Source organism: Variovorax sp. Varisp53 (assembly GCF_059491555.1).
Window position 1 is genome coordinate 4,892,599 of the sequence record NZ_CP168512.1, and the last position, 20,610, is coordinate 4,913,208.

A 20,610-nucleotide genomic window follows, 5' to 3' on the forward strand; every position below is an offset into this window, starting at 1 on the left:
TTCACGCCACAGCCTTCGCCGGCTTTCCGCGCAGCAGATCATCGCCTTCGTAGGCATTTTCCTGCCGCACGTAGGTGCCCGTGCTGAACAGCTTCAGCGTGTCGTACAGCGACTTCGGCACGGTGACGCCCTCCACTGCCGTACGTGCGCGAGCTTCATACCGCCGCTGCGACGGCAGGCGCGTTCCCTCCTGCTCGAGGATCTTGCTGAACAGTCGCTCCCCATGTTCCAACTGCGCCTTGCGGTTGCCGTTCTTGAGGCATCGAACGGGGTCGATGGCAATGATCAGCTCGCCGCCGCATGGCGCGCCGGTGTTCGCGGCATCCTTCTCGCCGGACTCGTAGCTCAGCAGATCACCGACCAGCGGACCTGCGAGCAACTCGACCATCATCGCGATGGAAGCGCCCTTGACACCGCCGAACGGCAGCTGGGCGCCGGCAAGAGCGGCCTTCGGGTCCGTTGTCGGCTTCCCGTCCGGGCCTACCGCCCAGCCTTCGGGCAGCGGCTTGCCATCACGCAGACGAACCTGGATTTCGCCACGCGCGCTTGCACTTGAAGCTTGGTCGAAGACCATCGGCGGTTTGTTGAGTCGAGGCCAGGCGAAGGCCATAGGATTGGTGCCGTAAAGCGGCTTGGTGCCGCCATGCGGCGCAACGTAGGGCGCTGCGGCGACAAACGCGAACGCGACCAAGCCACGGTTCGCCAGGCGCTCGACCTCTGGCCACAAGGCCGCCACGTTGAGGGCGTTGTTGACGGCCAGTGCAGCGATGCCCGTCTCCTGCGCCCGCTTGGCGAGGAGCTCATCGCCGACTTCCAGCGCCAGTGGTGAAAAGCCATAGTGGGCATCGACTCGCACCACGGCTGGTGCAAGGTCGTCGACTGTCGGCTCCGCATCACCGGAAGCTTGCCCAGCGCGCAACGCATTGACGTAGAAGGGAATGCGGAACAAGCCGTGATGGCGGCACTCGTCGCGCTCGGCCGCAGTCACCGTGTTGGCGATGGCGTTGGCGTGGGCTTGGTTGAAGCCCTGGGCGAGCAACAGCGTTGTTGCGAGCTCGTGGACCTCGTCGAGTTTCATTCGGATGGAATCGCTCACTTTTTTCTCCTTGGAACGGGTTGGAAACTGATTACTTCTTGACCAGCGGGCACGCACTGGCACCGAGCGGCTGGAACGCTTGCTCCGCAGGGACGGTGGCAACCACCTTGTAGTAGTCCCAGGAGGACCGCGGTGGCGAACCGTCACTCACTGCTCGGGGATACTCGTACCACCTCATGAGTGGAGAGCTCATCGATCAGCAGATGAGCGCTTTTGAACTGGTCTACCCGGTCGGCGAGCCGATGAACCCGGAGGTCCTGACGCACGCAGGCGAGGAAATGCTGTACCTGTTGGACGGGCGGTTTGAATTCCGAATCGGCGACAAAATGCTGGTGCTCGAGCCAGGCGACTGTGTCCACTTCTCTTGCGAACAGCCACACAGCGGCAAGAACGTGGGCCTTCACCCGCGCGGCTCTTCGTGATAGTGACGCCGGTCAACTCCTTCGGGTGACCTCCATCCGCGCTATTCCGCCTATGAGCCGTCTGGCATTGGGCCCCTCGAACCCGAGCATCGGTTTCTGCCGGAAAACGGCCATCCGGATCGACCAATCGATCGACTCGCGATCGAGCGCTCCCTGAGCGTCAACACGGCAGCGGCCGGCGGCGCCACGCGGCCGAACTGAAGCGGCAAGTGCTGGCCGCATGCGCAGAGCCCGGGCGTCCGTGGCTCAAGTGGCGCTGGCCCATCGACGGCAGTGCGTCGTGATCTCCAACGCAGTCTCGCTTCGGCTCGTCCACGATGCACACGGCGCCGCCACAGCCAACATAAACCTTAAATGTTGTCTTTCCCACAATAGTGGAATTCGGTTTTGAGAAGAGGAAAACTCTGCGGCAGGTCTTAATCCAATACGTCGCGCTGTGGGAGCGCTTTATAAATTTCTGCCAAACCGGGCTGCGAGGTGGCGCTGAAAATTGCTTTTTGAACGCGAAGATTCGGAATGGACGCCCCAGCCTGAGCCAGCTCAATGACATAGTCGACGCATTATCGTTCGAGTCCTCTTGCTGACATCGAGGCGGAAGAGGCGAACAATTACTGTGCATACTGCGACGAACTGAAAATCAGAGATGTCCGTCCCATCATGCCAGCTCGGCAAAGGCAGTTTCACGCATGGCGACTACGGTGACGATGCCGATCAACGCGAATACCGCGACCAGTATTGTGGGCGCAATTGCCGAGCCCGTGACACCGATGAGCCACGTAGCAATCATCGGTGCAAATCCCCCGGCGATCGCGACAGATACACCGTAGACAGACGACATCCAGCCGGCCCTAAGTTCGGTCGGAAAGATCTCAGTCATCGTGGCTGTGCCTGGCCCACAAAAGAGAGACAGCATCAACGCCAGAATGACTTGGACGATCACCGCATCTCGAAAGTCGACTCCTGCCAACAAATACGAAAACAAGAAATAAGGTAATAGCGTAAAGGCGAGACAGCCCACGAACAATACGGGGCGACGCCCCACTCGATCCGACAGCGCCCCCATTATCGGAGTCGATAGACACAAAGCAACAATCCCGATGCTTGTAATCCAGAATGTGTCTGATGCAGAAATCTTCACTTGCTTCTGGAGGAACGTGGGCATAAAGCTCATCACGATGTAAAAAAGGAGTGCCCAGCACGCGGCCAAACAGAACGTTACAGCGGAACCTTTCAGCTTACGCGACTGATTCGCTCCAGCGACTGGTTTCTTGCCCGAAGCGCGCTCCGCCTTCATTTTTTCGAAGACGGGTGTTTCTCCAATCCGTTTTCGAATGAATACGGCAATCGGACCGATCAATGCGGCAAAGAAAAACGGGACTCGCCATCCCCAAGACGTCAGCGCTTCCTGGGTCAGGACCGAGCTGAGTACCGCTACGGTGACTGAACCGAGCAGGAGCCCTAGCGCCCCGGACACCTGATTCAAGCTTCCGAAGAACCCGCGTTTCGACTCCGGTGCCCACTCGACCATATACATGGCGGCCGCGGCCCACTCGCCACCGAGAGAAAAGCCCTGAATCAGGCGCAGCGCAACGAGCAATCCAGGCGCAAAAAGCCCGATGCTGTCGTAAGTTGGCAAGCAGCCAATCGCAAAGGTTGCGACTGCCATTGTCCACATCGTCATGACAAGCAATGAGCGCCGCCCTAAGCGATTGCCGAGTTGTCCCAAAACGATGCCGCCGAGTGGGCGTGCGACAAACCCGACGCCGAACGTCGCAAGGGAAAGCAACAGCGAGGTGCCCTCCGAAGCGAAATGAAAGAAGTTTTTTGAAAAGATTACTGCTAGATAGCCGTACGTCGCGAATTCGAACCACTCCAAGAAGTGACCAATTCCGCTTGCCAATACAGCCCTGTATCGTGCCCGTTCAATAGGAACACTTTCGTAATTAACTTGGTCAATTAGTATCGCGTTATTCATACATTCTCCTGCTAATCGAACGTGGCCACGCGTGCACAGGCTGCTGTTACGGCCTGACAGGGGGCGCTAAAGCACTTTGCTCAGACGCATAGCTGACTGAGCGCGAAATTGTTGTCAATGGCCGGTCTTGGGAGAGCCACACAGAATCAGAGAGCTGGCACTGATTGAGGTAACAAAGCCAACGTCGTCATACGCTCTCAGCGGCACGTGCCGCCTGCGCGAGCTCTTGCATTTTTGCCCCTGCTTCCAATGACTCGCAAAATCCGTTTTCGGTCACCGCCGCAAAGCGCGCCTTGGTTATTGAGAACGTGCTTTGTGGTTTTTTTGCCAGCGACAATGCGCTGGAGACACTGGTCGAAACCAAATCGCTCGGGTCGACAATTCCTGATACAAGTTCACGATGTACGCATTGCTGAGCTGACAGGCTCGTGCCGCTGAGCACAATCTGATGTGCAAGTGCCGGGGGTAGGAAGAGCCCTAGCAGCCAAGGTCCGAGTGCTGTAACAAGCCCTCGGTCAATCTCCGGAAAACCGAGTTCGAACTGAGGGGTCGCGAGGCGCGCGTCGGAGAAAAGCGCCAGCGCCGCGCCGCCACCGAGGGCAAGTCCGTTGAGGGCAGTGACCAAGGGTTTCGGGTAGGCGCGCAAAGCGCGGTATAGGTCACCGATCTCCAGCATGATGGCGTTCGCTGCGGATGGTGAGAGGGCCAATAGCTCCTTGACGTCGTGCCCGGCACAAAACGCTCTGCCATTGCCGGTCAGCACGACAGCCGCGATATCACGATCGCGCCGCGTTTCGTCGAGCGTTTGGCGCAGCTCGTCCCGCATCGTGCGGTTGATCGCGTTAAGCGCCTCAGGACGATTGAGTGCCACCACCATCACACCGTCGCAACGGCGAAGTTCGAGCGTGGAACGCCGATAAAAAAGCGAACTCATATGACTTTTTTTGACCGCAAGTCGGCAAGCTGCGAGTCGCTCAGTCCAAGCAATCGTTGCAAGATCTCGCTAGTCGCTTCACCTAGCGATGGACCCGATGTGACAACACGCCCAGGTGTTCGCGACAGTTTGGGAACAGGTGCTTGCATCGTGACCGTACCGCCGGCGCCGTCTGGACGCGTCACGAAGTTTTCACGGGCTGCTACTTGGGGGTGAGCCGCGACTTCTGCTATGTCTAGGATCGGCGCGCAAGGAACATCGCGCTCCTGAAGCAGGCGGATCACTGCGTCGCGATCATGCGACTGTACCCAGGTGCGCACGATGCCCTCTATCTCGTCCCTGTGCTCGACTCGCAGCGCGTTGGTGGCGAATTTAGAGTTGCTGTCCGCCAGATGCGGCGCGCACATCGCGGTGGAAAGGCGCGCGAACATCTTGTCGTCCGGTACGCCAATGGTGACAAAGCGGCCGTCAGCGCACTCATAGTTCGCAGTTGGCGCAACAGTGGCAACTTGCGATCCGAATCGTTGACGCACGAACCCGGTGCGGTTGAACACGGCAAATGCTTCGTCCATCGTCTTAAGCATGGGCTCATAGAGCGCCAAGTCCACGACTTGCCCAAGTCCAGAGCGCTCCCGCTCGAACAGCGCCAGCATCAGTCCTAGTGCACCATAGACCCCTGCCACGTAATCTGCGAGCGAGGTAGGCCCGGGGTTTGCCGGTGGGCGGTCCACTTCGCCGCTAATGGACAGGACGCCGCTGAATGCATGCGCAATGCGTGCGAGTCCGATGTGTTCTCTTAGGGGACCATTCTGACCAAACGCCGAAAGACGCAGCATCACCAGACGCCGGTTGGCCGCGTGCAGCGTTTCCCAATCTAAGCCCCAGCGCTCAAAGGTGCCGGGGCGGAAGTTCTCGACCACTACATCTGCTCGCTGCGCAAGGGCGATGAACAGATCGCGGCCTTCCGGCTTGCTCAGATCCAGAGTGACGGAGCGTTTGTTGCGATTCTCATTGAGCCACTGCATGGAGGCACTGGGATCAGTCCCCTTTGTCCCAAATTGCCGTAGCGGATCCCCAGAACGCGGATGTTCGATCTTTATGACTTGTGCACCGAATTCCGAAAGGATCGACGCGCTCAACGGCGCCGCAATGTAAGTGGCCGCGTCGAGAACTAGCACTCCCTCCAAGACTGACTCGTTAGGCATTGACATCATTTGTTGGTCTCGAATCCGGTCGGCACCTCGGGAGCTCTTGATTGGGTGCCAATCACGCTGGTGCGGGTTGAGATTAAGTTGAAAGTTGGCCGACTTAATAGCCACTTATGGTTTTTGGGCCACGCCACTTTGCGATGACGTATCAGAAGACAAGGCACCTCAGAAACACCCCATCGGCACTGCAGCGTGTTGCGTCGAGGTTCAGGCGGGTCCGCACCGAAGTAGCGTGAGCACGCGACGTCTAAGTGAGAACTAAGGGGGGAGCGCCGCGGTAATCGTCGGCTGTGGTGGGTGTACGTCTTGCCCTGAACTGCCCGTAACTGCGACGTGGAAGTAATGGGCTACATGCAGCCGACGGATCCTGCCAATCTTGTCCATGGCCGTCCGGATTGGTAACCCATGATCGAGCGATCCCCAGCAAAACACGGCAGCGGCTGGCGCCATCGCGTTCTGTATGGCTGGACGGCAATCAGCAGAGTTACTAGGGGCTCAGCAAAAATCGGTCTTGCACGAGCACTCGGCGACGGCTGGTCTTGCTCTTAGCTGCGTGGCCCCAGGAAAAAACGGTAGGAAGGAGCTGATGTCAGTTCCTCATGCGGATAGCTCACGCTCTCTAAAACACTACGGAAATCGTCCTCGGCTAGGCTAGGCGCCTGTAGGCCAACCAACACCCGGCCATAGTCGGCGCCTTGGTCGCGGTAGTGAAACATCGTGATGTTCCAGTTAAACGGCAAAGAGGAGAGAAATTGCATTAAGGCACCCGGACGCTCTGGAAAGACAAACTGCAGCACACGCTCACCCGTAGCGAGCGGCGAGCGCCCTCCAACCATGTGACGCATGTGCTCCTTGGCCATTTCATCGTGCGTCAGATCTTGAGCGTAGAAGCCAGCCTGCATTAGGACTTCTGCAACGCGTGTGGTTTCCCCTGCGGAGTGGATCGTCAACCCGACCAGCACCGAGGCCTCCTTGGCGTCGCATACACGGTACTTAAGTTCTTTGATGCTGCGGGCGGGGCCGGACAGGGTGTCGATGGTCTTGCACAAGCGCAACAGGCTTCCAGGTGATTCGGGAAGCGTGACCGCGAGCAGGCCCTCCCGCTCTTCACCGATCTCCGCCCGTTCCGCAACGAACCGAAGCCTGTCGAAGTTCATGTTGGCGCCGCTGAGAATGGCTACATACGTCTCTCCGCGCGTCTTTCGCTGCTTGACGTACTGCTTCACGGCGGCCACTGCCAGCGCCCCGGCCGGTTCCACGATGCTGCGAGTGTCCGTGAATACATCCTTGATCGCCGCGCAGATGGAGTCCGTATCCACCGTCACATAGTCGTCCACAAGGCTGCTGGCGATGCGAAAGGTCTCCGCGCCCACGTGCTTCACGGCCGTTCCATCCGAGAACAAGCCCACGTCGCCCAGTGTGACGCGTTTGCGAGCTAGAGCCGATCGCGCCATGGCATCCGAGTCGACGGTCTGCACCCCGATCACTTGAACCTCCGGGCGGAGCGCCTTGACGTACGCAGCGACGCCAGCGATCAACCCGCCACCGCCGACTGGCACGAACACGGCTTGCAGCGGCGCTTGATGCTGCCTCAGGATCTCCATCCCTACCGTGCCTTGCCCGGCGATCACATCGGGGTCGTCGAACGGATGCACAAACGTCAACCCGCCTGCCTCCTGTAGTTCCAGGGCATGAGCGTATGCCTCGGAGTAGCTCTCCCCGTGCAGCACCACGGTGCCCCCCAGTCCCTTGACCGCCTCGATCTTGACGCGCGGCGCCGTAAAAGGCATGACGACGACTGCGGTCGCGCCCAAGCGCCGCGCGGCAAGTGCGACACCTTGAGCATGGTTGCCCGCAGAGGCACAGATCACTCCGCGACGCATCTCCTCGGGCGACAACTGTGCGATCTTGTTGTAGGCGCCGCGGAGCTTGAAGCTGAACACGGCTTGCTGGTCTTCGCGCTTCAGGAGAACCTGATTGCCGAGCCGGCTCGACAACTCTCTGGCAGGCTGCAAAGGAGTTTCCACGGCCACGTCGTACACACGGGCCGTGAGGATCCTATTCAAGTATTCGTTGAGGTCGAGCATCAGAGGTGACGGTGTTCTCACGAATGAAGGTGCGGCGGCGAAGCATGTCGCAAGAGGCGGGAACTCCGTCGGAGGACGCCTGCCACGGCTAGTCTGCGTAGAGGCGCCCGAGCGAGCTCTGGAACTTCTTGATGCCGGCAAGCTTCTGCATGTGCCACGCCAGCGCATGATTGCTTGAAGTCGCGGGCTTGCCCGTGAGGCGCTCGATGATCGGAATGGCATTGAAGGTCGGCAGCGTGGTGCATGAGATGAAGACACCATCGACGTCCGACTTCACTCCACTGCCCGCATGGACGGCGGCCTCGACAACGCTGTTCGTGGAAATCCCGCCCACCTTCAGATCATCGGGCTCTTCGAAAGAGACCACGGAGTCCACGTCCAGCCCGCGGGCGCGCAGTCCGTCCACAATTTTCCGGTTCACCGTACTCTCGTACGGAGTGACCAGCTTGATCTTCTTCATGCCCAGAGACCTACATGCTGCAATACAAGCAGTAACTGGTTCGGTCACCTCCACGCCTGGATGCGCTTGGCGAATGATGCTTGCGACCCGTTGCTCTCCCAGAAGCATCGTGGCCGACGTGCAGCCGTAAGCCACCACATGCGGCTTGAACTCGGCGGGGATCAAGGCCGCCGTCGGCTGCAGCAGGTCCGACATGGCTTCCAAAGTCGCGGCAGAGATCTCGAAGTCGTTGTAGATGCGGCTGTGGTACAGAGAGGTGGGCTGCGAGGTCGGAAGGCTTGATCGCACTTCGCCCTCGATGGTGCGGTCCGTGCGTAGCACGATCAGCGCTAGGCGGCGTGCCTCTGTGTCATCTTGAGCAAGTTCGTAGCCAATTCGAGTCTGAAGCATAAGCTGTTCCCTTCGTGATCCGAGAAGCGTATGCACCGAAGGCCTCCTGCTGCAGGCCACTTCGCGCCAGTTTCTCAGACCAGTTAAGCAGCAGTCGATGCGCCTTGGCCCCAGACCACTTCGAGCCGGTCGATGGCCGCCTTCATCTGAGCCTCGTTGCTTGAAGCAAAGCCAAACTGAAACCCACATTGCGGTTCCACATGGACGAAGTACTGAGACAGGGGCGGACAGACGATATTCGCATTGCGAGCACGGCGTGAGAGGGCCACGTCGTCCATCGGGCGCTTCGCGACCGCCGCGAGGTTCAGTCCAGCCGGATCCGAGATGACCGACAGCATCAGTCCCATCCTCTGGGAGATCAGCTCGCACAGCAGCGAGTGGCGTGCTGTGTAGATCTCTCGCAACCGACGGATGTGCGAGTAAAAAGCTCCCCGCTCGATGAACTGGAGCATGGCAGCCTGGATCACGCCCGGAGGACAGCCGTCCGACCAGGTTCGGATACCCAGGAAAACATCAACGAGTTCTTCCGGGACGACGAGGTAACCCAGCCTCAGGGACGGAAACATGATCTTGTTGAACGTTCCAGCGTAGATCACCCGGCTGTACTCGTCAGCCCCCTGCAGGGAGGGCAAAGGCTTGCCGTCATACCGAAATTCGCTGCTGTAGTCGTCTTCAAAGATGAAGCAGGATGTCCGGCGCGCCCACTCGAGGAGTGCCCGGCGGCGCGCGAGGCTCATGGTCCTACCCATCGGATACTGGTGCGACGGGGTGGTGTAGAGCAGCTTGGCGCCGCCGTTGTCATCCGGCACCATGACACCTTCTTCATCCAGCGGGATGCCTCTCAGATTCAAGCCTGCCGACAACATCGCATTTCTGGCGCCAAGAAATCCGGGATCCTCGATTAGCACCCGGTCACCCGGCTGCGTCAGCACGCGCAAGGTCAGGTCGAACGCGTGTTGAGCACCAGACACAATGATGATCTGGTCCGCTGTACAACGTACTCCACGAGCACTCGCAAGGTAGCCAGATAGCGCCTCCCGAAGCGGCCTGTAGCCGGCCGGGTCGCGAGTTTCCAGCATGGCGGACGTTGCGTGCTTCCAGGCCTTTGCACAGAAGTCGCTCCAGGAGTGATACGGGAACTGATCAATTGCCGGCATCCCTGGAGCGAAAGGCGTAGCCACCGACAGGCTTTGCAAATCCATCAAACTGGTACTGCGCGAGACATGCTTTGGCAAGGTGTCCAGCAAGGCAACCTGCTGCTGGATGGCCACGGCGCCCGGCACATGGCTGCGCTTGAGCACGCTTGGCGCGGGCGCGGCACTCCCGGTCAACAAGTCGGCCGATCGCTCGCGCACTCGGGAGCCAGAGCCGACGCGGGTCTCGACGAACCCCTCCGCGCTGAGCCTGGCGATGACGCTGAGCGCAGTGGCCCTGCCGATGTCCAGCGTTCGGGCGAGCTCGCGCGTCGACGGCAGGAGGTCGCCTGATTTCAGGCCGCCGGTGACGATCAGGTGTTCAATTCCGGTGGCAACCTGGTCCACCACGGTCACCGGGCTTTGCCGGTTGATCACCAGGGTCTCGAGCAGGCGTGCCCTGGATGCCCGCGCTCGCCGTCGCCGGGGCTTGGGCTGTGCACCGAAGTGGTTCGATTCATCGATTGAAAGTGGCCCGTTCATCGCGCTGTTCACCGTTAAGAATGCGCCAAGAGGCTTCGGCATGTTGCCGAGTGTGGCTCGCTGATGACGCAAGTGGCATGCCACTTATATGACGGACGACGTTAAGTGGCTCGACGTGGGGGGATTCTGTTATGCGCCCTGCCGCGATCCAAGGAGAAATGATGAGTGAAACCGCCTCCGTGAGGCCTGCCTTGACCGACCTGACGGCCTCCGAACTCGCCGATGGCCTGCGGCGCCGGTCGTTCTCTTGCCGCGAGCTGATGCAGGCCACGGTCGATCGCATTCATGCGCTCAACCCCATCTTCAACACCATCGTAAACATGGCTCCGGTCGAGAAGCTATTGGCTGAAGCCGATGCTGCCGACGTCGAACTGGCCAGCGGCGAGGTGCGGGGCTGGCTGCATGGCATCCCCGTGGCCGTTAAGGATTTCGCAGACGTCGTTGGCTTCCCCACCACGAAAGGTTGCGAGCTACTGGCCCGCAATATGCCGACGAGCGACTCCATCCTGACTGCACGCATGAAGGCCGCAGGCTGCATCGTGATCGGCAAGACGACGACGCCTGAGTTCGGACTGGGCTCGCATACGTTCAGCACTCTGTGGGGTGTGACCCGCAATGCATGGGATCCGGCAGTGAGCGCCGGCGGCAGCAGCGGAGGCGCGGCCGTTTCCCTGGCGCAGCGCATGCTCCCGGTCGCGGACGGGTCAGACGGAATGGGTTCACTGCGGAACCCGGCAGGCTGGAACCATGTTTTCGGTATGCGCCCGTCGCAAGGAAGGGTGCCCCAGGCTGGAATGTCGGACGTGTGGATCGACCTGCTCTCGAACGAGGGTCCCATGGGCCGTAGCATCCGCGATGTGGGGCGGCTTTTGACCACACAAAGCGGTTTCGATCCGCGCTCGCCGCTTTCCATGCAGATGCCTTTGGGCTGTAACGAAAACGAGGCCGTCGATCCGGGGATTCTCAGGGGCATGCGCATAGGCTGGCTGGGCGACCTTGGCGGCCACCTCGCCATGGAAACCGGGGTGCTGGACGCCTGTCGCGAAGCGCTGCATCACCTCGAAGCGGCGGGCGCCGTGGTCGAAGAGGTGCCATTGGGGTTCGATCCCAAGCAGCTGTGGGAATGCTGGCTGACTTGGCGCCGCGCAGGCGCGGGGCCACGTGTCGGGGCGCTCATGCAACTGCCGGGTGCCAAGGAGAAGATCAAGCCGGAGGCTCAGTGGGAGTACGAGTGCTCGCTCGGCATGAGCTTCACCGATTTCCGTCAGGCAAGCCAGGTTCGCACGAATTACTACCAGCACATGCGCACCATGCTGGATCGGTGGGACCTGCTCGTGCTGCCCTCCGCGCAGTGTTGGCCGTTCAACGCGGGGGAGCGCTGGCCCAGACAGATCGCAGGACGAGAGATGGACACCTACCACCGCTGGATGGAGGTCGCAATCTATGCCACCCTGGGCGGCTTGCCGGCCTTGGTGGTACCCGCCGGCTTCCATCCGAACGGCCGTTGGCCCATGGGCATCCAGCTGATCGGACGGTACGGCGGCGACGCCAAGGTGCTGCGTGCAGGAGCGGCATACGAGCAGATCCGCGGGGATTTCATCGCGAGGCGACCGGCATAGGTCAGACCCGCGAAGTAGATTGAGGCTTGAGGCGGCCGTGCAGCATGCACGCTCCCAAAGTGGCCTGCAGCAATGCCGCGAAGTGGCCCGACAGTGACACTTAGATCCGTCAAGAATATTTAGCAAGACACTTTTTCGCACCCCGCGCTCCAGGGGAAGAGCCCCGCAATCCGAAGGAAAGTCGATGACTGAGACGTATGAAGTGACAGAACGGACGAAGTTAACCCGTCGTCCGCACCGTGGGATCTACGACAAGGAGGCCATCCGCGCCATCCTGGACGAAGGGTTCATGTGCAATGTGGCCTACGTCCACGAAGGCGCGCCCCGCGTGTTGCCGACTGGCTACGGCCGGATTGGTGACTACATCTACATTCACGGCTCCAACCAGAGCACCATGCTCAGCGCGGCGCTGAGTGGGGAGGTGTGCGTCCTTGTCACTCATGTGGATGGCCTGGTTTTGGCACGCGCACTTTACAACCACTCCGTTAACTACCGTTCCGTGGTGGTGTTCGGGCGTCCAGAAGAAGTGACGGATCCACAGGAGAAAGTCGCCTCCTTCGAGGCCTACGCGCGCCACGTCCTGAAAGGCCGTTTTGCCGATGTGAGGCCTCCGAACTCCAAGGAGTTGAACAGCACGACGGTGATGCGCATTCCCATTGCCGAGGCTGTGGCAAAGATGCGGTCGGGTCCGCCCACGGATTTCGAGTTCGATCTGGACCGCGATTGCTGGGCCGGTGAACTGCTGATTAAGCAGGTCTTCGCGGGTGCCATCCGCGATCCCCAAGGGCGGCAGGACGTCCCGGTGCCGCGGTACATCGAGGAGTACGAGAAGCTGCCCAGCGTGGAACGGCAGGAGGTCGATAACACTCCGGACGCGTGACGCTCCGATAGCACACTCCGCCCGGAGAAGCGGCAGCGGCCATCGGCGCCGTGGGCTCAACTTGATACAAGAGTCGACATGAGCAGCAAAGGAATGGTGAGCTGTCCGCAGCCTGAAGCGGCCGAGTCGGGCGTTGAAATCCTGCGGGCAGGCGGGAGCGCGGTCGACGCAGCAGTCGCCTGCGCCCTTGTGCAAACCGTGGTGGATCCGCTGATGTGCAGCATTGGCGGCTTCGGCACGGCCGTCGTACACCGCCCAGAAGCCGGCATTCACGAGTATGTGGACTTCCACGCTCCCGCGCCGCTTGGCGCTCGCGCAGACATGTGGGAGCACTTGCTGGAGGGTGAGACGCGCGACGGTTTCGGCTTCAGCATCAAGGGCCGCTTGAACGACATCGGCTACCAGGCCATCGCCGTTCCGGGAACGCTCAGCGGGCTGGAGCGCCTGCACGAGCGGCATGGCCGCCTTCCGTGGCGAGAAGTGGTCGCGCCAGCCATTGCATGGGCCCGGGACGGGTTCATGGTACGGCCGGCAATGTATGCGTTCTGGATCGACGAGCCGCTCGCTGGTCGAGCAAGCAACAGAGATCGGCTCCTCTACTCGGCCTCCGGTCGGGAACTTTTCTGCCGGCCGGACGGCACTCCTAAGACCATCGGCACACCGCTGCGAAACCCGGACTACGCGAACACGCTGGAAACGATCGCGCGTGATGGAGCAGCGTCCTTCTACCGCGGTGAGCTCGCCCACCGTATGGTGGAGGACTTTGCTACCCACGGTGGCCTGCTGTCTTTGCAAGATCTCGCGACTTACGCACCACGCGAGAACGCTCCGCTGGTAGGAATCTACAGGGACCGGCGCATCACCACCAACCAGCCCCCCGGTGGCGGCGCGATGCTGCTCCAGATGCTCAACATTCTGGAGCAGTTCGACCTGAAGGCGTTCGGGCACAACACGCCGGAATACATCCGCATCGTATGTGAGGCCATGAAGCGCGCCACCATCGACAAAGACCGTCATCTCGGCGATCCGGCGTTTCTAGAGGTGCCGCTGGATCGCCTGCTCTCAAAAGCCTACGCGGCGCAGGCTGCTGCCGCCATCAAAGCCGGCGAGAAGGCCGACGTGCCCCGTCTCAACTTGGGGGCAACTGTTCCCAAGGACACGACGCACCTGTCCGTGGTGGATGGGGAACGCAATTGTGCCGCCATCACGCATTCGCTCGCGATGCCATCCGGTGTGATGACGCCCGGCCTTGGCTTCATGTACAACGGCTGCATGGGTGTTTTCGACCCGCGACCAGGCAGAACGGGCAGCATCGCACCCGGAAAAGCAAGATTCACTTCGGCCTGTCCCACCATTGTGTTCCGCGGAGACGAGCCCGAAATTGTGCTCGGCGCGCCGGGCGGAACGCAGATCGCGATGGGAGTACTGCAGGTAATCCTGAACGTTGCGGATCATGGGATGAACATGCAAGAAGCCGTATCTGCTCCACGCTTCTCGTCCACGAGCAACATCATCGATATTTCGAATCGCATTCCACGCTCTGTGTCCCGGCCGCTTGAGAGTCTGGGCTACGAAGTGGTTCGGAACCCCTTCGGGTACACGATTGCATCTGTGCACGGGATCCGCATCAACGGCGAACGGCTCGAGGGTGGCGCCGACCCTGGCCGCGACGGCGTGGCTTACGAGGCTTGATCGTCAGGCGACCTGATTCCACCTTTATTTACCGGAGATATTCCCATGACCGATTGGAAGAGCTATCAAGACGGCTGTGCAGCCCTCGATGCGGAGACCGCACAGAATTGGCTGAATCAAGTGGTGGCGACCTGCAGCACCCTGGATCCTGATCTCATCCTAGATATCTTCACGGATGACGTTATCGCCGACCTCGGCGCAGTCCTCCTTACCGGCAAGGAGCAGCTGCGTCCGATCATCCGTGATCGGTATTCGAGATACACCCACTACGACCTTCGCAAGACTGTTCGCGCAGTCGCCGGCGACCTGGTTATCTGTGACGCGCGATTGCGCTGGAAGTCGCCTGAACACTCAACGCTGCAGCACACTCGAGCCATCGAGATTCTTCAAGTCCGCGATGGCCGAATTGCACGCTGGGACAATGCGAGTTCGTCGTGGTCTGCCACTGAGGGTGAGGGTGTTCACCTGGCGCCTGATGACGCAGTTGCGTGACCTTGTGCACGCGCGCCCTCCTCTGACCCTCCGGCTTGAAAAATCCAGGACCTGCGTGTCCTGCGGCGCGCGGCACCTTTGGGCCCGCGATAAGTAGTGCATCCGAAAGTCCGTAACCGGTCTTTCCCTTTCCGACAAAGTGGCATGCGGGGCAGAAATCGATCCAACTAGATTTGGAACGTCACTACCTAGGAACCCACCATGTCTTTCCGCAATCTCGCATTCGGCGCCCTGCTGGCGGCCATCCTTCTGCCGGCTTCCGCACAGACCGACAAGTTCCCATCCCGACCAATCAGGCTGGTCGTACCTTGGAGCGCAGGGGGCAACACGGACGGTATCGCACGGCTGATGGCCTTGAAGCTTTCGGCGCGAATAAATCAACAGGTGGTGGTAGACAACAAGCCCGGCGCGAACGGAATCATCGGCACGACGGCCGTCGCTCATGCGCAGCCTGACGGCTATACCCTCATGTTGGCGCTGCCGGAGACTAACGTGCTGAACCCGATGGTGTACAAAAACACCGGCTATTCCTCGAAGGATCTCGACCCAGTGGCATTCATAGGCGTCATGCCTTTTGCGCTCGTTGCCAACCCGAGCTCGAAGGCGGCCACTGTTCCGGATCTCGTTCGCGCGGCAAAGCAACAGCCCGGCTCAGTGTCGGCAGCAAGCTGGGGGGTTGGAAGCACTGCGCACGCCGCTATCGCATTGATGGAGCAGACCGCACGCGTGGAACTCCTGCACGTTCCCTTTCCGGGAACGGCTCCTGCGATGGCTCAAGTATTCAGTGGACAGATCGATCTCATGTTCCTGTCGGCGCTGAGTGCCGTTGAGTTCGAAAAATCGGGCAAGGTGAAAATTCTGGGGGTGACAGTAGATAAGCGGATGGACGCCTTCCCCAACGTCCCAACCCTTGCAGAACAGGGCCTTCCTGGAATCGATGTCTCACTTTGGTATGGCATCACGGCGCCCGCCAAGACGCCCTCTGCCATCAAGGATTACCTGGCGAAGGAAATCCTAGAAGTCTTGAAGGACCCCACGGTGCTGCAAGACCTGCGAGGCCGGGGCATGGTGGTCCAGCCAAAAAATGCCGACGAGTTCTCTCGCTTCATGGCGGCCGAAGAAGGTCGGTGGTCCGGGCTGATCAAGGCGAAGAACATTCGCATCGACAACTGAGGCCAACTCGCATGGTGATCGATTACCTACTCATCGGCGGCCAGGTTGTCGCCAGCGAGGGCCAAGCGGAGCCCTTCATAGGCACGGTGGCAATCGCAGGAGAACGAATCGTGTGGGTGCAGCAAGGCATCGTTGACACACCTGCGCGTCAGAGGATCGACTGTTCTGGCCTGATCGTTGCACCTGGGTTCATCGATATTCATACCCACTCGGATGCTGCATTTCTCAAGGATTCGGGTGGCCAGAGTCAGATCACTCAGGGAGTCACGACCGAGATTGCCGGCAACTGCGGTCATAGCTGTGCACCTTGCGCCGACCCTATTTTGCTGAGGAAGCACCTTCTCGCGGTGCAAGATTCGACAGAGATCACCTGGAGCACGTTCGCCGAGTACCTCGACGTGCTACAGGCCACGCGCCCCGTATTGAACGTCGCTTCATACGTTGGCCACGGTACCGTTCGCCTTGCTGTTAAGGGAACAGCTAGTTCCGCAGCCGGTGCGGACGAACTCTCAGCGATGGGGAAGTATCTGCGCCAAGCTCTAGACGACGGCGCGATTGGTATCTCCACTGGGCTGGAGTACGCGCCAGGCATGCACGCGAGCGCCGTGGAGCTCTTGGAGGCAGGTGCGATTGCGGCGGAGTTCGACGTGGTGTACGCCAGTCACGTCCGCAACCGCGACTGGTTGATCGAAATGGGAGTCGGTGAAGCGCTCGGCGTCGCTCGCACGACCCGGTCCAAACTCCAGCTGTCTCACATAGCTCCGAAGTACGGTGCGCCGCAGGGCGCGGCGGATCGTCTGCTGGAGATGGTGCGCTGGGCGCGCGAGGATGGCGCCGATGTGGGCTTCGATGTCATTCCCGATGAATGGGGGCCCACGAAAGTCGTTGCGTCTCTCCCGGCTTGGGCACTTGAGCTGCCAAGCGACGAACTGCGGTCCCTACTGCGACCCGGACCTTCCCGTGCGCGCTTGCAGGAGAACGCATTTCCCAACTGGAAGTTGCTCGCCGACCACCGGTGGGACTGGCTGGTTCTCTACCATTGCGGAGCGAACCCGTCTTACATGGGAAAAACCATTCAGCAGATTGCCGTCGAGCGGCAATCCACGCCTTGGGATTGCATCTGCGACCTCCTCCTGGAAGAAGGTGCCGAGATGTCTCGCTTGATGTGGTGCGGGCGGGTATCGAGCCAAGCAGACATTGACACATTGATCCGGCAGCCCGACTGCATGGTGATTTCCGATGGCGTGTCCGTCAGTGAAGTGGGCGCTTTGAAAGACCTGCGGTTCTCGCCGATCGCTTTCTCGTGGGCAGCGTCGTTCCTTCAGAAGTACGTGAGAGATCAGCGCGTTCTGGATATTGTCGAGGCGGTAGGACGCCTGACCTGGACTCCAGCACGGCGTTTCCAGCTGGAGCATCGGGGAGAACTCCGGGCTGGATATTACGCGGACCTAGCAGTCTTCGATCTCGATCGAATCCACTGTCACTCCACGTTGGAAAACCCGAACGTCAGGTCGACAGGTGTGACTCACGTTTTTGTCAACGGCGCGGCCGTGATGCGCGACGCCGCGATGACTGAAGCGCGACCCGGCAAGGTCCTGCGGCGCGGGGCGTAGCAAGCCCGCACCATGGTCATCGCAAAAGCGCTGAGCTTCATTCTGCGAGTGGGGGCGTTTCGCGCCGCCAGCGCAGGGCTGTCGAAGGAGGGCGTCCGTTGGCGGCTCGGACTATCGCTTCTATCTGCTGCACTGATTTCGAATCGCATTCCACGCTCCGTGTCCGGGCCGCTTGAGAGTCTGGGCTACGAAGTGGTTCGGAATCCGTTCGGGTATGCACTCGGACGCCGCACTCCTGGAAGACTCGCGCGTCCAGAGCCAGATCAGCCAGGGCGTCACCACCGAAATCGCAGGCAACTCCGAGGCTAGCTGCGCGCCGTGCACGGACCCTGCACTGCTTCGCAGGCACGTCGCACCCCTTGCTCCAGAGCGGAGAGCGCACAGGCTTTGGTGACCTGGTCGACCATCAACACGACGAACGCAAGGGAGGTCAGCAAGCCAAGCCGGGATCGATGCGCCGGAATGGATTTGCGTGCGGCGGACGGCTCGGACGTGATTGGCTCGGGGCGCGGGTTGCTCGGCAACGGACAGAAGTTTCCCCCCGCCTCGTCGCTGCATAGGCAGCGGGAGTGCGGCTCTCGGTAGACGATGAAAGCCTTGGGCTGAACGCGCCAGTCCTAGCTGCCGTCAAGATGGAACGGGCGGCGGCGTTCGCCGTTCGTCACATCAGGCGAGCAGCATACTCACCACTCCTCCATGCGGCACGGTGCTGCGGCCAACATCCGCGCTGCCCGCAGAAATGCTACCGGCCCGACCCAGCTGACGTTCCAATTGCCCGCGACCGGCACTTGGCGCTTGTGCGCGATCACCATATCGCGTTTCGGCACCACGAGGATGTACTGGCCATGCACGCCCCACGCCATGTACGCGCCGTTCAGCTGCGAGTCTTGCGGCTCTTCAAACAGCCACCACAGGTAGCCGTACCCGAAGCCGCGTCGTGCCGTGTGCGGCGGGTGCATCTGTGCAGCGGGCGTCGTCTGGCTCGTCACTTGTTTGACCCAGTCGGCCGGCACGAGTTGCTGGCCACGCCAATTGCCCTGGCGTAGCATCAAGTAGCCCAGACGCGCCATGTCGCGTGTGGACAGGTAGAAGGGGTAGGCCAAGTGCTGCGAGCGCCGCGCGTCGCCGCTGCGTGCATGGCGGGCCAGGTCGAGATCCTCGAGCTGCAGAGGTGTAGCCAGATCGTCTGCGAAAGCCCGGTAGATGTCGCGCCCGGTCAGGCGTTCAAAGACGGTGCCCGCGGCGTTGAAGTCCCAGTTGTTGTACAAGAAGTAGCTGCCGGGCATATGTGATCCACGGGGGGCGCTGCCGCCGCGTCATCACCGCCATTTGCAGCTGCGTGGTAGACCCCCGAACGCGCGGCGAGCAGGTCGCGAAGCTTGGCCTGTCGCTCGATGGGCAGCAGGCCGCCCACGTCGTCGATGTTCAGGTCGGCCAGCGTGCTATCGAGGTCGATGGTGCCGTTGGCCACGTACTTGCCGTACATCATCGAGAGCACGCTCTTGCGCACCGAGAACACGATGCTGACGCTCTGGACCGGCCCCTCACTGAACAGCACACGGCCATCCTGTACCGCCATGAGAGCGGTTGTATCCAGCGTTCGCAGGTAGCTGCGGGTGGCGTCAAGTTCGCGGCGGCAGGCGCTGCCTGGTTCAGGCTCGGGTGCCGCCGCCCAGGATGCGCCGGGGAAGACCGCTGTCGCGGCAGGCGTTGAGGGTGTTGCCGTGGCGCATCCTCCGGGGAGCACGCACACCGCCGCAAACATGGCCGAGCACCTTGCTGCGAACAGGATCTGCGAAACGAAGCCGGAGCTGCACTTGAAGAATTTCACTGCGAATTTCCAACGGGTCATACGCCAGCTGAAAGCCGGCAAAAGATCACCTTGATTTGACACTCGTTCAGCGGGGCACACGGCCAATGCTGCGTTCGAAGACTTTCGCGTCCACGTTGCCGCCCGAGAGAATCGTCAACACGCCCGAAGCATCCGCTGGGAAGCGACGAAACATCGCGGCTGCCAGACCGGCCGCCCCGCCAGGTTCCACAGAGGCCGGGCCGTCCTCGGTGGTGACTGTTGAGAAACCACGAATGGCGCTGACCAGACTATGCACGCAATTTGACATTGCCCTTCTCGCAAGCTGATACAGCGTCGCAGCGGCTTCGGCACGGCCGGATTCACACAGCATGAACCCGAGGTTCAGATAGGCATGGGCGTAGGAAGGATCGTCAGCCAGGATTCGGCGATACAGCGCTTCGGCGGTCTGCGGCTTCGAGTCGCGGGGCGAACTGGGTCACCCACTCTTCGCCCGATGCAATCTGGAGGTCGAGAACGAGCGTGAATCTCGTTCAGGTACAGACGTGTGATCGCTCTCCCGCCAAGCCCTTCACGATCGGTTCACACGCAGCGTCGTCAGGCCTTCTTTGCCCAAGCGCTGCACCAGCCTTTGGCATTCACTTGTTTCCCTGCAAACAACGCGCAATTTCCCTGCGCGTCCGCCGGCTTCGATTGCCAAAGCGCGCAGCCGTTGCAGAGCTGGGCGTTGTCATGCTTTGGAAATTTCTTCGCATCGGCCTTCGCCGAATCGGCAACGTACCCCAGGGCCGCGGCCTGCGGATCTTTTTCGTCGAGCCGGGCCTGCGCGAACGCTCCCGTGACGGAGGCTGCGGCCCCTGTCGCGGCAATGGTCAGCATGAAGATGCGGCGGTTGGATTTCATCGTGGATCTTTCGTCGTGTGTGAGATGAGTGCCAGACTGCCCGGCGCGGCGTTGCGCTCACTCAGCTCCGCCAACACGAGAACACCTGTGGCCAGGAGCGTTCCGATACAGAACCCGACAACTTGCAGGGCTGCATTCAATGTGATGTTCATGGGGTGACCTCGTGATGGGCGTTTTTGG

18 protein-coding genes and 1 pseudogene are annotated in these 20,610 nt (G+C 60.8%); 7 read left to right on the plus strand and 12 right to left on the minus strand.

Annotated elements, in window-relative coordinates; all coding sequences use genetic code 11:
- Window position 1 precedes the first annotated feature (1 nt).
- Window positions 2-1,096, minus strand: a complete 1,095-nt coding sequence (locus ACEOAB_RS22945; protein ID WP_200955394.1) for an Ldh family oxidoreductase — start codon at window positions 1,094-1,096, stop codon at window positions 2-4.
- 176 nt (window positions 1,097-1,272) lie between these two features.
- Here ACEOAB_RS22945 and ACEOAB_RS22950 point away from each other — a divergent pair, with 176 nt between their 5' ends.
- Entirely contained in the window at window positions 1,273-1,518 is a 246-nt protein-coding gene (locus tag ACEOAB_RS22950) for a cupin domain-containing protein (protein WP_056589076.1), read from the plus strand.
- A 655-nt stretch (window positions 1,519-2,173) separates the two neighbouring features.
- Here the strand turns inward: ACEOAB_RS22950 and ACEOAB_RS22955 are convergent.
- From ACEOAB_RS22955 to pdxR, 6 genes are all read right to left on the minus strand, one after another.
- On the minus strand, window positions 2,174-3,493 hold the full coding sequence (locus ACEOAB_RS22955; RefSeq protein WP_082571977.1) for an MFS transporter: 1,320 nt from the start codon (window positions 3,491-3,493) through the stop codon (window positions 2,174-2,176).
- A gap of 187 nt (window positions 3,494-3,680) precedes the next feature.
- A complete protein-coding gene (locus ACEOAB_RS22960) occupies window positions 3,681-4,427 on the minus strand; it encodes an enoyl-CoA hydratase/isomerase family protein (RefSeq protein ID WP_082571978.1) in 747 nt (248 codons plus the stop codon).
- Complete coding sequence (locus ACEOAB_RS22965) at window positions 4,424-5,641, minus strand: CaiB/BaiF CoA transferase family protein (protein ID WP_495653852.1); 1,218 nt, start codon at window positions 5,639-5,641, stop codon at window positions 4,424-4,426. The genes ACEOAB_RS22960 and ACEOAB_RS22965 overlap by 4 nt, the downstream gene beginning before the upstream one ends.
- 539 nt (window positions 5,642-6,180) lie before the next feature.
- Window positions 6,181-7,722, minus strand: coding sequence for a threonine ammonia-lyase, biosynthetic (gene ilvA / locus ACEOAB_RS22970; protein WP_413748070.1), 1,542 nt, complete (start codon window positions 7,720-7,722; stop codon window positions 6,181-6,183).
- An 88-nt stretch (window positions 7,723-7,810) separates the two neighbouring features.
- A complete protein-coding gene (locus ACEOAB_RS22975) occupies window positions 7,811-8,572 on the minus strand; it encodes a maleate cis-trans isomerase family protein (RefSeq protein ID WP_413748069.1) in 762 nt (253 codons plus the stop codon).
- A gap of 83 nt (window positions 8,573-8,655) precedes the next feature.
- Complete coding sequence (gene pdxR, locus ACEOAB_RS22980; RefSeq protein WP_082571979.1) at window positions 8,656-10,290, minus strand: MocR-like pyridoxine biosynthesis transcription factor PdxR; 1,635 nt, start codon at window positions 10,288-10,290, stop codon at window positions 8,656-8,658.
- A gap of 149 nt (window positions 10,291-10,439) precedes the next feature.
- Between pdxR and ACEOAB_RS22985 the strand changes: the two genes are divergently transcribed.
- The 6 genes from ACEOAB_RS22985 to ACEOAB_RS23010 all read left to right on the plus strand — a co-directional run bounded on the left by ACEOAB_RS22985 (window position 10,440) and on the right by ACEOAB_RS23010 (window position 17,717).
- Complete coding sequence (locus ACEOAB_RS22985) at window positions 10,440-11,867, plus strand: amidase (protein WP_413748068.1); 1,428 nt, start codon at window positions 10,440-10,442, stop codon at window positions 11,865-11,867.
- A gap of 184 nt (window positions 11,868-12,051) precedes the next feature.
- On the plus strand, window positions 12,052-12,747 hold the full coding sequence (locus tag ACEOAB_RS22990) for a pyridoxamine 5'-phosphate oxidase family protein (protein WP_082571980.1): 696 nt from the start codon (window positions 12,052-12,054) through the stop codon (window positions 12,745-12,747).
- A gap of 78 nt (window positions 12,748-12,825) precedes the next feature.
- The gene (gene ggt / locus ACEOAB_RS22995; RefSeq protein ID WP_056589104.1) at window positions 12,826-14,439 is read left to right on the plus strand and encodes a gamma-glutamyltransferase; all 1,614 of its coding nucleotides are present in this window, start codon (window positions 12,826-12,828) and stop codon (window positions 14,437-14,439) included.
- A 45-nt stretch (window positions 14,440-14,484) separates the two neighbouring features.
- Window positions 14,485-14,931, plus strand: coding sequence for a nuclear transport factor 2 family protein (locus ACEOAB_RS23000; protein WP_056589107.1), 447 nt, complete (start codon window positions 14,485-14,487; stop codon window positions 14,929-14,931).
- A 201-nt stretch (window positions 14,932-15,132) separates the two neighbouring features.
- Complete coding sequence (locus tag ACEOAB_RS23005; protein ID WP_056589112.1) at window positions 15,133-16,104, plus strand: tripartite tricarboxylate transporter substrate binding protein; 972 nt, start codon at window positions 15,133-15,135, stop codon at window positions 16,102-16,104.
- 11 nt (window positions 16,105-16,115) lie between these two features.
- Window positions 16,116-17,717, plus strand: coding sequence for an N-acyl-D-amino-acid deacylase family protein (locus ACEOAB_RS23010; protein ID WP_413748067.1), 1,602 nt, complete (start codon window positions 16,116-16,118; stop codon window positions 17,715-17,717).
- A gap of 683 nt (window positions 17,718-18,400) precedes the next feature.
- Here ACEOAB_RS23010 and ACEOAB_RS23015 read toward each other — a convergent pair.
- The 5 genes and pseudogenes from ACEOAB_RS23015 to ACEOAB_RS23035 form a co-directional block, all read right to left on the minus strand.
- The gene (locus ACEOAB_RS23015) at window positions 18,401-18,985 is read right to left on the minus strand and encodes a serine hydrolase (RefSeq protein WP_495653138.1); all 585 of its coding nucleotides are present in this window, start codon (window positions 18,983-18,985) and stop codon (window positions 18,401-18,403) included.
- Window positions 18,934-19,548, minus strand: a complete 615-nt coding sequence (locus ACEOAB_RS23020; protein ID WP_495653139.1) for a serine hydrolase domain-containing protein — start codon at window positions 19,546-19,548, stop codon at window positions 18,934-18,936. Before ACEOAB_RS23020 ends, ACEOAB_RS23015 begins: the two co-directional genes overlap by 52 nt.
- A 67-nt stretch (window positions 19,549-19,615) precedes the next feature.
- Window positions 19,616-19,972: pseudogene (locus tag ACEOAB_RS23025) on the minus strand (hypothetical protein); the annotation flags it as partial.
- Window positions 19,973-20,124: 152 nt separating this feature from the next.
- Window positions 20,125-20,430: a high-potential iron-sulfur protein gene (locus tag ACEOAB_RS23030; RefSeq protein ID WP_056589120.1), complete on the minus strand. Its 306-nt coding sequence runs from the start codon at window positions 20,428-20,430 to the stop codon at window positions 20,125-20,127.
- Window positions 20,427-20,582: a hypothetical protein gene (locus ACEOAB_RS23035; protein ID WP_413748064.1), complete on the minus strand. Its 156-nt coding sequence runs from the start codon at window positions 20,580-20,582 to the stop codon at window positions 20,427-20,429. The genes ACEOAB_RS23030 and ACEOAB_RS23035 overlap by 4 nt, the downstream gene beginning before the upstream one ends.
- Window positions 20,583-20,610: the final 28 nt, after the last annotated feature.

Bases quoted from the DNA above. Each gene is read 5' to 3' on its own strand.
- ACEOAB_RS22950 (WP_056589076.1), top strand. From the start codon at position 1,273: ATGAGTGGAGAGCTCATCGATCAGCAGATGAGCGCTTTTGAACTGGTC.
- ACEOAB_RS22955 (WP_082571977.1), bottom strand. From the start codon at position 3,493: ATGAATAACGCGATACTAATTGACCAAGTTAATTACGAAAGTGTTCCT.
- ACEOAB_RS22960 (WP_082571978.1), bottom strand. From the start codon at position 4,427: ATGAGTTCGCTTTTTTATCGGCGTTCCACGCTCGAACTTCGCCGTTGC.
- ACEOAB_RS22965 (WP_495653852.1), bottom strand. From the start codon at position 5,641: ATGATGTCAATGCCTAACGAGTCAGTCTTGGAGGGAGTGCTAGTTCTC.
- ilvA (WP_413748070.1), bottom strand. From the start codon at position 7,722: ATGCTCGACCTCAACGAATACTTGAATAGGATCCTCACGGCCCGTGTG.
- ACEOAB_RS22975 (WP_413748069.1), bottom strand. From the start codon at position 8,572: ATGCTTCAGACTCGAATTGGCTACGAACTTGCTCAAGATGACACAGAG.
- pdxR (WP_082571979.1), bottom strand. From the start codon at position 10,290: ATGCCGAAGCCTCTTGGCGCATTCTTAACGGTGAACAGCGCGATGAAC.
- ACEOAB_RS22990 (WP_082571980.1), top strand. From the start codon at position 12,052: ATGACTGAGACGTATGAAGTGACAGAACGGACGAAGTTAACCCGTCGT.
- ggt (WP_056589104.1), top strand. From the start codon at position 12,826: ATGAGCAGCAAAGGAATGGTGAGCTGTCCGCAGCCTGAAGCGGCCGAG.
- ACEOAB_RS23000 (WP_056589107.1), top strand. From the start codon at position 14,485: ATGACCGATTGGAAGAGCTATCAAGACGGCTGTGCAGCCCTCGATGCG.
- ACEOAB_RS23005 (WP_056589112.1), top strand. From the start codon at position 15,133: ATGTCTTTCCGCAATCTCGCATTCGGCGCCCTGCTGGCGGCCATCCTT.
- ACEOAB_RS23010 (WP_413748067.1), top strand. From the start codon at position 16,116: ATGGTGATCGATTACCTACTCATCGGCGGCCAGGTTGTCGCCAGCGAG.
- ACEOAB_RS23030 (WP_056589120.1), bottom strand. From the start codon at position 20,430: ATGAAATCCAACCGCCGCATCTTCATGCTGACCATTGCCGCGACAGGG.
- ACEOAB_RS23035 (WP_413748064.1), bottom strand. From the start codon at position 20,582: ATGAACATCACATTGAATGCAGCCCTGCAAGTTGTCGGGTTCTGTATC.